The sequence below is a fragment of the Rubneribacter sp. genome (assembly GCF_965361815.1).
This window is the reverse complement of the sequence record NZ_CBDTNW010000025.1, coordinates 1-10,828: the sequence shown is the minus strand read 5'-3', so window position 1 is coordinate 10,828 and position 10,828 is coordinate 1. Positions and strand designations below refer to the sequence as shown.

Genomic DNA, 10,828 nt, shown 5'->3' with positions numbered 1-10,828 from the left:
TGGGGGGGATGGACTCCCCTGCCCCCCTTTTTTCTCCCTCGGCTGCCTCCCCACCCCCCCCCGGCCGGAGGGTGCCCAGCCCGGGACGGGGGGCAAGCCCGCGCCGATCCCGGTTCGGCGGGGAGATGGCGCCCGGGTGGCGAGAAATCACCGAAGTCGGAAGGCGCGGACGCCCCCTCGCGCTGCGGCGGAGGCGAAGCCCTTGGTCGGCGAGCGCGCGTTGCCGTCGGAGGGGCCGTCCGCGTCGTCCTATCTTCCGACTTCGGTGATTTCTCGCCAAAAACGGGCTTCCTCTCTGCTGAGCCGGGGTCGACTCAGGCCGGGCCGGCCTGCCGGGCCCACCCGTCGGACAAGGCCCCGCTCGGCGGGCGGGGAGGGCCTCGCCCGCCAGGCGGCTAGGGCCTCACCCGGCGCCCGACGAGGGGAGGCTCGGTCCGGGGTTCGGCAGACGCCGGTTCGCGTCAATCATGGTTTAACAAAGAGAGCTCTCTGCTCGAGTTCGAACGACGTGCTCGGCTCCGGTGGGCGCTCGGCCTTTGGCCTACCACAGGCCGAGCGCGTGCTGCATCCCCAGGCTGACGGCGGCGATGGCAACCCAGCAGGCAAACCCCATGAGGATGGGCTTGCCGCCTGACTTCACCAGGCGCACGACGTCGGTGTTCAGGCCGATGGCGGCCATGGCCATGACGATGAGGAACTTCGAGAGCGTCTTGAGCGGCTCGAACAGCGCCGGATCGACGCTGGCCGCCGCGGCGACGGTGGTGACGATGGACGCCGCCAGAAACAGCACGATGAACAAGGGCAGCGCGCGACGCAGGCTGAAGTTGCCCAGCTTGCCGGCGGGCTTGACCACGCTGCGCTCCCGGGCTTCGAGCGCTGCCGGATCGCGCTCTTCCCGCCGCGCCATCCAAACGCCCAGCGCGAGCGTGATGGGGATGATGGCGAGCGTGCGGGTGAGCTTCACGATGGTGGCGTGGTCGAGCGCGCTGGATCCCGGATGCATGCCGTCCCAGGCCGCCGCAGCGGCCGTCACCGACGAGGTGTCGTTCACCGCGGTGCCGGCGAACAGGCCGAAGCCCTCGTTGGACATGCCGAGCGCTCCGCCGAGCGAGGGAAAGACGAGGGCAGCCAGCACGTTGAACAGGAAGATGACCGAGATGGCTTGGGCCACGTCCTCGTCCTTGGCCTTGATGACCGGCGCGGTGGCCGCGATGGCCGAGCCGCCGCAGATGGACGAGCCCACGCCGATGAGCGTGGATATGCCCGCCGGCATGCGCAGCAGCTTGCTCAGCACGTAGGCCGTGATGAGCGCCGTGGCGATGGTGGAGCAGATGATGGGCAGCGACGTGAGGCCCACCTGGGCGATTTGCGCGAGGTTCAGCCCGAAGCCCAGCAGCACGACGGCCGCTTGGAGCACTTTCTTGCCGGTGAACGCGATGCCGGGCTGCGTGCGGCGGCGCGCGGGCTGCTTCCACGCCACGGCGATGGCCATGCCCGCCAAGATGGCGAACACCGGCCCTCCGACGATGGGGAGCGCCTGCCCGAGCAGCCAGCAGGGCGCGGCGATGGCAAGGCAGGCGCCCAAACCGGGCGCGAGCGTGCGGATCTGTTCCACGAAGCCTTCCTTTCGGCTTTGACAATGGGCGACTTTGGCGAAGGTGATTCTACCGCGCCCGACGGTTGACGGAAGGGAAAAGTCTTCCCGGCCCGAAAATACTTCGCATCGTGGGTCGGGGGGGCTTGAGCCGCCGGCGCCGGGAGTTGCCGGCGCCGGCGACAGCGTCGGTCGCGGCTGCCGGGGGCGGTGGGTTGACGAACTGACGGCAGACATATCGAAAAAATGGGGTCCCGGATTCCTTGCCGTTACAGGGGGAGGGGGCGCGAACGGCGCTCGTGGACCCTGGTTTGAGGTCCCGGACGCAAAGGCAAGGCCGAAGCGAGCGCGAGGAGAGAGCAAAGAGGGAAGCAAGAGCCGGGAGGGAGCAAGAGCCGAAGGCGGCGAAAGCCGGGAGGCGCAGGGGCGCAGACGGGAGCCGCAGGCAAGGGTTGCGGACGGGAGTCGTAGGAGGGAGCCGCAGGCAAGGGTTCGGGCGTGAACTACAGGCAGGAGCCGCAGGTGGGAGTTGCAGACGGGAACCGCAGGCAAAAGCAGGGGCAAGCCGCAAGCGGGGCTGCGGGCAAAAGCCCTCGAGCGGACGGCTCGTCATCCTCCGCAACAGATTGTTAACGAACATCTGTTCATGTCATTGTGATTGTGCTACACTGGGTGCCTCGCATTCGGGAAGGGAGCACGCGTGGCGCATCTGTCAAATATCGAAGGCATCGAGATGGAGGGCAAGCTGCCGGAGGTGCGGCTGGCCACGACGCCGTTCAAGGTGGTGTCGCCGTTCGAGATGTCGGGCGACCAGCCCCAGGCGGTGGAAAAGCTGGCGTGCGGGGTTGAGGAGGGTCTGCGCTACCAGACGCTTCTGGGCGTGACCGGCTCGGGCAAGACGTTCACCATGGCGAAGACCATCGAGGCCGTGCAGAAGCCCACGCTGGTCATGGCGCCGAACAAGACGCTCGCGGCCCAGCTGGCAAGCGAGCTCAAAGAGTTCTTTCCGGACAACTCGGTGGTGTACTTCGTCTCCTATTACGACTATTACCAGCCCGAGGCGTACGTTCCCTCGTCGGACACCTTCATCGAGAAGGACGCCTCCATCAACGAGGAGGTGGAGAAGCTGCGGCACGCGGCCACTTCGGCGCTTTTGTCGCGACAGGACTGCATCGTGGTGGCCAGCGTGTCGTGCATCTACGGCATCGGCAGCCCGATGGACTACGCGGGCATGGCCGTGTTCGTGGACAAGCAGAAGGAGATGGACCGCGACCAGGTCATCCACGAGCTTATTGACATCCAGTACGATCGCAACGACTACGAGCTCAAACGCGGCACTTTCCGCGTGCGGGGCGACTCGCTCGACGTGTTCCCGCCGTACGCCGACAACCCGGTGCGCGTTGATTTCTGGGGCGAGGAGATAGAGGCCATCACGGAGATCGATCACGTCACAGGCGAGGTGCTGAACGAATACGAGGCGCTGCCCATCTGGCCGGCGTCGCACTACGTGACGGCGCGCCCGAAGATGGACCGGGCGCTCGGCACCATCCGCGACGAGCTGCGCGAGCGCCTGCAGCAGTTCAAGGCCGAGGGCAAGCTGCTCGAAGCGCAGCGTTTGGAGATGCGCGTGAACTACGATCTGGAGATGCTGGAGACAATGGGCTTCTGCTCTGGCATCGAGAACTACTCGCGACACCTGGACGGTCGCGAGCCGGGCGAGCCGCCCTACACGCTCATCGACTATTTTCCGAAAGACTTTCTGTGCATCATCGACGAGAGCCACGTGACCGTGCCGCAGATCCGCGGCATGCACGAAGGCGACCGCTCGCGCAAGATCACGCTCGCCGAGCATGGGTTCCGGCTGCCCAGCTGCCTGGACAACCGCCCTTTGCGCTTCGACGAGTTCGAGGCGCGCGTGCCGCAGTTTGTCTACGTGTCGGCCACGCCGGGCGACTACGAGCTGAAAGTCACCCAGCAGCAGGTGGAGCAGATCATCCGCCCAACCGGCCTGCTCGACCCGGAGATCATCGTGCGCGGAAGCGCCTCGCAGATAGACGACATCATAGACGAGGCTAAGGAGCGCGCCGTCCGCGACGAGCGCGTGCTCATCACCACGCTCACGAAGAAGATGGCCGAGGATCTGACCGACCATCTGCTAGACCAGGGCGTGAAGGCGCGCTACATGCACTCGGACATCGCGACGCTCGAACGCGTGGAGATCCTGCGCGATTTGCGCAAGGGCGAGTTCGACGTGCTGGTGGGCATCAACCTTCTGCGCGAGGGCTTGGACTTGCCGGAGGTGTCGCTTGTGGCCATCCTCGATGCGGACAAGGAAGGGTTTTTGCGCAACCACCGCTCGCTCATTCAGACCATCGGACGTGCAGCCCGCAACGTGTCGGGCCAGGTCATCATGTACGCGGACAAAACCACCGACTCCATGGACCGGGCCATTGCCGAGACGCGCCGCCGCCGCGCCATCCAGATGGCTTACAACGAGGAGCACGGCATAGAGCCGCAGACCATCCGCAAGGCCATCAACGACATCATCGGCTACGTGACCGACGAGATGGGCAGCACCACCGCCGAGCAGGTGAACAAGGAGCTTGCGGAGCTTTCGCGCGAGGAGGTGCTGCGCATCATATCGTCCATGGAAGACGAGATGGCCGCCGCGTCGCAGAACATGGACTTCGAAGAGGCCGCCCGCCTGCGCGACCAGGTGGTCAAGCTGCGCACGCAGGTGGAGGGGTCGAGCGAGGAAGACGTGCTGAAGGACCTCAAGAAAAGCGCCCGCAAAGGCAGCGCCTTCGGCAACCGCAAGAACGCCGCCTACGGCAGCGCGCGCCGGTCGTAGGCGACGGGGTGCAGATTAGGGACCGGTTAGGGCTGGGGATAGTGCGGGTGGGTTAACCAACTGGATGCGGACGGTGTTGTTCGCAGCTAGTCGCACTCGGTTTTCTTGGCTCCTTCGATGCTCTTGGGCGCCTCGCGGTCGAGCGCGCGGATGCTCTTCGGCAGGTAGATGACCGCGCCAAGGGCCAGGCACGCCAGGCCGTCCACCACGAAAAACGGCGCGATGCCGATGGTTTCCGCCAGCGCGCCGCCAAGCGCGATGCCGATGGGCGAGGCGAACGAGATGAGCGCGGTGGTAAGCCCCATGGCGCGTCCCATCTTCTCCTCGGGTACGTTGCGCTGAACGAGCGTGATCATGGGGCCGTTGTACCATGCGCACGCCACTGCCATGATACCGCACAGCGCCACGAAGGCCGGGAAGGCGGTGGGTGGCAGAAACCCGCAGGCCGTGGTCGCCGCCCCCACGATGAGCGTGGCTATGGCGATGAGGCGCGCGAGCTTCTTTCCGCCTCCGGAGACCATGAGGATGCCCGATCCCGCTATCATGCCGATGCCGAACACGGCCTCGGCAAGCGCTGCCATGTAGCCGTCGCCGTTGAAGTGGTCGTAGGTCATGAGCGGGTAGATGGAGCTCAAGGGCGCGAAGATGATCATGCCGAGCATGATGCCGCAAAGCAACATGAGCAGCCCGCGGTTCGCGGCCACGGCGCGCCAACCGTCGCGCAGGTTGGCGACGACGTGCTGCCCTTCGGCGGCCTTGTCGCGTACGGTGGGGATTTTCGCCAGGGCAAGCCCCGCCACGGCGACGAGCGCGCCGAAGAAGTCGAGGAACATGACCGAGTGGAACCCGATGGCGGTGTAGAGCAGGATGCCGAACGCCGGCGCGCCGATGGAGGCCATGCTCATGAGCAGCTGGTCGAGCGTGTTGATGCGCAGCAGGTGCCTCTCGGGCACGAGCAGGGGCATCGATGCCATCATAGCCGGGCTGTGAAGCGCCTGGCCCGCGCTGCGCGCCACCACGAGCACCACGAGCAAACCGAGCGTGACCTGTCCGAACAAGATGATGATGCCAAGCGCCAGGGAAACCAGCCCCACGCCCAAATCGGCGGCGATCATGATGAGCTTGCGGTTGTGCTTGTCGGCGAAGGCCCCGCCGAACGGCGCGATGATGCCCATGGGGAGATAGGCGCACACGCTCATGGCGGCCAGCGCCAGCGCGCTGTTCGTGGTCTCGGTGACGTACCAGACGGCCGCGTAGCCGGCGGCGTAGCTGGTCACCATGGAGACGGCTTGGCCGGCCCAGATGATGACGATGGTGGCGAGCCACCGCTTCGGCAGCGGCGTGCCTGCGGCGCTCAAAGGCGTAGGATGGTCGGTCATGGGAACTCTCCTTGCTGTGCAGATGGTCGAACGCATCCCAGCGTGCGGTAGCGGCGGCGGTTGCGCCACCTATTCTGGTTGGAAGCGCGGCTGGGACGAGGGAAACCGCGCGTTGCGCGGCGCGCGCAGACGCGCGATGAGGAAAGCGGATCGCGAGGCGACTGCTAAAAGCGCGGTTGCAGCTGTCCGGCCACGTGAAACAGAGCTCCTTGAGATCGGGTGCATGAGGCTTTTAGTGTAGCATAGTTGGTTGCGCTTCAAGCATGATCCGGCAGGCGGATAGGCGTCTTTCTGCCAAACCACCGTTGACGAGAGCCCGCGTTCGCCGAGTCTCGGGCCGAGCTTCCCCTGACCGGGTGCTTCGAGGGTCCTCTATGGTTCGGCGCTTCGGAAAGCCCCGCTCAACGGGTTGGACCTTCCGGGGCGCCGGCGGGGCTTCGCGTGGCGGGCTGGCCCGGTTCGCGCCGACGGGGGTTTAACAGAGAGAAAGGTCTCCGATGGCGAGAAATCACCGAAGTCGGAAGACAATTGCTCGATTGTCTTTAGCTGCGACAAGAAACGCCTGATCGGCGATCTTGCAGTGCCCCCAAAAAGACTGCAAGGGCCGTCCGATCTTCCGATTTCGGTGATTTCTCGCCATCGGAGACCGATTTCCGGACCCAATGCGGGAAGGGGAAGGGGAAGGGGAGCTCTCGGTGGCTCTCTTGGGGCGGGGTCCTACGAGGGGCAAGCTTGCTTGGGGCGGGGTCCTACGAGGGGCGGGTTCTCTTGGGGCGGGGTCCTTGCGAAAGGAGGGCTTGCTTGGGGCAGAGTCTTACGAGGGGTTCCCCTGTCGCAGAGGCCGGCGCGGCGTCCGCTTGCGTCGGGTGAGGCACGTTTCGCCTGCGACACCTACGGCAGCTCGGGAAGGCGCAGGTTGAGGTCCACGGCGGTGGGGATGCCGGCCACGCGGCCTGTGTTCGTGTACTGCCAGTAGGCGAAGTCGAACTGCGCGCTGGGCGCGGTAACGTCGTACTCGGCGAACCACACGGGCCGCTCGCCGAGCGCCGCGCGGTCGTAGCGCGCCATATCGCCTTTGTTGCCGTAGACCATGGTTTGGTAGCCTGCGGCTTCAAGGCGCTCGCAGAATGCTGCGGCGCAGGCGGCGAGCGTCTGCCGGTCCAGGCTGTTCGCGCGGCCGTTCGCGTCCGAGACGGGTTCGTGGTCGAACACCACCGGCAGCTCCAAGCGGCGTCCCGCCAAAAGCTCCACCACGAAATCCGCCTCCTCGCGCGCCTCCTGCTCGTTTGTTGCCTGCGAGAAAAAGTAGGCGCCCACTTCGAGTCCCGCCGCGCTCGCGCCGTCGAGGTTCTCGGCGTAGCGCGCATCGGCGTAGAGGGCGCCCTCGGTGTAGCCGCGGTTGCCCACGCGCACGAACGCGAAGCCGATGCCGTCGGCGGCTGCGGCCTGCCAGTCGATGGCGCCCTGATGCTCGGACACGTCCACGCCCACCTGCGAGCGCGCCTCTCCGTTCTCGACGTAGGCCAGCCGGTCGCCGTCGCGCTGGAGAAGCGTCCAATCGTAGGGGCTCACGTAGGGTTCGGCGCCGACCGGTCCGCCCTCCGGGGCCGCCGCGCAGCGCCCCAGGCCGACCAGCGCCCCGGTGACAACGGCGCAGGTCAGCGCGATCAGGGCCGCAACGGCCAGGGGGCTGCGGCGGGCGCGCGGACGGCGAGCGGGCGTGCTTCTGGGACGTGTCTTCGTTCTCGGTTGCATGGGGCCATCCTACCAAAACGAACCCGCCCGCCGCGGCGTTGCCGGGCAACCCTTGGCGCGACCACAGAAATTCTTCGCCGGGAGGTTGTGCCGAACGATGCGCGGGAGCGGTATACTTGCGGTGGAGAGCGATGCCGGGCAGGGTCTTCCCGTTGAATCCAGCCCGGCTCATGGTACGGTTCGAACGAGGGACGGTGCGACGAGCATGATGGTATCGACGAGAGGCCGCTACGCGCTGCGGCTCATGATCGACATCGCGAAGCAGGGGGAAGGGGGCGCGCTTGTGGCCATGCGGCAGGCGGCCGAGCGGGAGGGCCTGTCGGTCAAGTACCTGGAGCAGCTGGGAGGGGCGCTTGTGAGGGCGGGCGTTCTCAAAAGCATGCGCGGCGTGAGCGGCGGATACATGCTGGCGCGTCCGGCGGACGAGATAACGGTGGGCGACATCCTGCGCGCCACAGAGGGAAGCTCCGCCCCCGTGGCCTGCGTCGAGGACGCGAAAACATGCGATCGCAGCGGGCAATGCGCCGCGCGCGATTTCTGGGTGGGCCTGAACGAGGCGATAGAATCCTACGCCGACGGCGTGGCGCTGTCCGACCTGGCGAGGAAGGCGTGAGGGCCCGGCCCGTCTTTGAGCGGGGCCGGGCCCGTCGGCGCCGCTACAGCTCGCGTTTCGCGTAGAGCTTGACGGACAACGCGGCCGAGACCGCGTAAAGGGCGGCGGCGAGGGCAAGGACCCCTGCGACCAGCGCCGCGTCGCCTCCGGGGGTTTGAAGCAGGCCCTCCACGTTCTTGACGAGCTCTGCTGCGATGTTGCCGTCGATCGCTTGGAAGGCGATGAGCACGAAGACGATGACGATGAGCGGCACGAGGCGCACGGCCTTCGTCATGCCGAATCGCACGAACGCCGGCATGATGATGGAGAGCATCAGCAAGAGGATGGCGACGCTCGCAACGCTGGCGATCAGCAGGGCCTGCCAGGAGAAGTTCTCCATGAGGACGGCCAGCTGCGGCACGGTCGGCGCCGCCTGCGCCGCGACGATGAGGATGAGCGTGGCCAGCAAGCCGACCGCGATGCCGGCAAGGCACAGCAAAGCGAAGCTCGCGTAGCGCCCGATCACCACGTCGGCGCGCGTGATGGGCAGGGCCAGGCGGAACTGCTGCCAGCCGGCCCGCTCGTCGAGCGCGAGGATCGTGACGGCCAGCGAGAAGGGCATCATGACGCCGATGGTGGGGGCGGTTGCGTACAGGTTGCCCATCATGATGGCGATGAAAGCGCCGACAAGGATGGATATGACCAGTTGCTGCGCCAGGTACTTTCTGGCCACGAGCACGTCGGATAGGAACATGGCTTTCATCGGATCTCTCCTTTCAGCATGAGGGCCAGGTAGGAGTCGATATCGGCCCGGTCGAGGGCGACGTTTCCAAAGTTCTCGGCGAACGCGAATCGGTCGGGTGCGAGCACGTCGATGCCGTAGGGGTGGCGCAGGTAGCGCAGCTCGCCCGGTGCGAAGAACCCGCTGGCCTCTATGCGCTCGAAATCGGAGGCGCGGCAGTGGGCGACGCCGGCAAGATCGGTGATGGCGTCCTTCTCCACGGAGAACACGACGCGCCCCGCGTCGATGCACACCACGTAGTCGGCTATCTTCTCGAGGTCGCTTGTGATATGGCTGGACATGAGGATGCCGTGGCGCTCGTCGCGCATGTAGGCGCGCAGGATGTCGAGCGCTTCGTCGCGTGCGAGCGGATCGAGGCCGGCTGTGGCCTCGTCCAAGATGAGCAGGTCGGGGTCGTGCGAGAGCGCGCAGGCCAACGACAGCTTCATGCCCATGCCGCGGGAGAGGTCCTTCACGGCGCGGTCCTTCGGCAGCTCGAACTGGGCGAGGCGCTGCTCGAAGTCCGCAGGGTTCCAGGCGTCGTAGCTGCAGGACATGAGCGCGCCCACGGCCCCCACGGTCATCTCCTCGGGAAACGAGCACGCGTCGAGCACCACGCCGATGCGCTGCTTGGCCCGCTTGACGGTTTTCGCATTGGCGTGGGCGCCCGCGCTCTGACCGAACAGCTCGATGGAGCCTGCGTCGGGGAAGATAAGGCCGAGCGCGGCTTTGATGGTGGTGGTTTTGCCGGCGCCGTTGCTGCCGACGAACCCCACCACGCTGCCGGCCGGCACCGTGAGATCGACGTCTTTCAGGTCGAAGCCGTCGTAGTGCTTCGACAGGCTGCGTATGCGGAGGAGATCGTTCATCAGTCGTCACTTTCTGCGATGAGGTCGAGCATGTCATGGAGTTCTTGGATGCTCACGCGCGCGGCGCGCGCCTCGCCTGCGGCCTGCACGAGCAGCGCTTCGATGGCGCGGAGGCGCTCCTCGCGCAAAAGCTCCTTGTTGCCGCCGGCCACAAAGCTGCCTTTGCCCTGCACCGTTTCGATGAAGCCCTGCGCCTCCAGTTCGGCGTAGGCGCGCTTCGTGGTGATCACGCTGATGCGCAGGTCGCTGGCGAGCGCTCGGATGGAGGGCAGCTGCTGCCCTTCGCTCAGCTCGCCGGTCAGGACGAGGGCCTTCATCTGCGAGACTATCTGCTCGTAGATGGGCTTGTCGCTGGCGTTCGAGATGATGATGTCCAAGATGCTCCCTTTCCAAGTGCTGGTGCGCTGCTCGCGCTGGCTTTCGGCGCGCGAGCGGCATCGCGTTGCCGCGCCGTCGTCCGGACGATGGCTGTCGGATGCGCGTTGCGCCGCAGCCCAAACGATGACGCGTGAGCGCTCCGGCGTCCCGGCGCGCCCGGCAGGCGCTCGGCGGCGTCCCGCCTTGCGCCCCCCGGAGGACGCGGGCACGTTCCCCGCTTCCTCCGCGTCGGGCATTCCTCGCGCAGCTTCCTCACGGTTGCCGTGCATTGTGTGTATGCCCGATATGCACACTATAATCACTAGGCACACGACGGTCAAGGGAAATTTTCGATAATGGCCCACTTGAAAGTAATACGGTATTACAATATGCTGATCGCGTTGAAAGGGGGAAGCATGGGAACCGTGCTCGCTAAGAAACGATCGCGCAGCAAGCGCGATGATGCCATTGTCACCGCTCGCGTGCCGGTGGAGATCAAACGGCAGGGAAACGCCGTTCTCAAGAAGATCGGCTCGACTCCCACCGAGCTGGTCAATGCCGCCTACCGATACGTTCTCGAGCGGGAGGAGTTGCCGGTTGAGGCTCGCGAGCTCAAGCCGCGCGTCATAAGGTTGACCGACGAGCAAAAG

At 66.1% G+C, this 10,828-nt stretch carries 9 protein-coding genes; 3 read left to right on the top strand and 6 right to left on the bottom strand.

From position 1 onward, the window contains the following. Window positions 1–541 precede the first annotated feature (541 nt). Entirely contained in the window at window positions 542–1,615 is a 1,074-nt protein-coding gene (locus ACWKY3_RS01440) for a YeiH family protein (RefSeq protein ID WP_449314647.1), read from the bottom strand. A gap of 679 nt (window positions 1,616–2,294) precedes the next feature. Between ACWKY3_RS01440 and uvrB the strand changes: the two genes are divergently transcribed. Continuing rightward, window positions 2,295–4,445 (top strand): excinuclease ABC subunit UvrB, encoded by a 2,151-nt coding sequence (gene uvrB / locus ACWKY3_RS01435; protein WP_449314646.1) that lies wholly within the window; start codon window positions 2,295–2,297, stop codon window positions 4,443–4,445. A gap of 86 nt (window positions 4,446–4,531) precedes the next feature. On the opposite strand, the gene ACWKY3_RS01430 is transcribed toward uvrB, so the two are convergent. Then, a complete protein-coding gene (locus ACWKY3_RS01430; RefSeq protein WP_449314645.1) occupies window positions 4,532–5,824 on the bottom strand; it encodes an MFS transporter in 1,293 nt (430 codons plus the stop codon). A gap of 891 nt (window positions 5,825–6,715) precedes the next feature. After that, window positions 6,716–7,579, bottom strand: coding sequence for a glycoside hydrolase family 25 protein (locus tag ACWKY3_RS01425; protein ID WP_449314644.1), 864 nt, complete (start codon window positions 7,577–7,579; stop codon window positions 6,716–6,718). 205 nt (window positions 7,580–7,784) lie between these two features. On the opposite strand from ACWKY3_RS01425, the gene ACWKY3_RS01420 reads away from it, so the two are divergent. Next, complete coding sequence (locus tag ACWKY3_RS01420) at window positions 7,785–8,192, top strand: RrF2 family transcriptional regulator (protein WP_449314643.1); 408 nt, start codon at window positions 7,785–7,787, stop codon at window positions 8,190–8,192. A gap of 43 nt (window positions 8,193–8,235) precedes the next feature. Here ACWKY3_RS01420 and ACWKY3_RS01415 read toward each other — a convergent pair whose 3' ends face one another. The 3 genes from ACWKY3_RS01415 to ACWKY3_RS01405 are packed head-to-tail and all read right to left on the bottom strand — an operon-like array spanning window position 8,236 to window position 10,198. Beyond that, entirely contained in the window at window positions 8,236–8,934 is a 699-nt protein-coding gene (locus ACWKY3_RS01415; RefSeq protein WP_449314642.1) for an ABC-2 transporter permease, read from the bottom strand. Next, on the bottom strand, window positions 8,931–9,821 hold the full coding sequence (locus ACWKY3_RS01410; RefSeq protein WP_449314641.1) for an ABC transporter ATP-binding protein: 891 nt from the start codon (window positions 9,819–9,821) through the stop codon (window positions 8,931–8,933). Before ACWKY3_RS01410 ends, ACWKY3_RS01415 begins: the two co-directional genes overlap by 4 nt. Beyond that, a complete protein-coding gene (locus tag ACWKY3_RS01405) occupies window positions 9,821–10,198 on the bottom strand; it encodes a GntR family transcriptional regulator (protein WP_449314640.1) in 378 nt (125 codons plus the stop codon). Before ACWKY3_RS01405 ends, ACWKY3_RS01410 begins: the two co-directional genes overlap by 1 nt. A 396-nt stretch (window positions 10,199–10,594) precedes the next feature. Between ACWKY3_RS01405 and ACWKY3_RS01400 the strand changes: the two genes are divergently transcribed. Then, window positions 10,595–10,828: type II toxin-antitoxin system RelB/DinJ family antitoxin (locus tag ACWKY3_RS01400; protein ID WP_449314639.1), on the top strand; the 234-nt coding region annotated here is incomplete at its 3' end.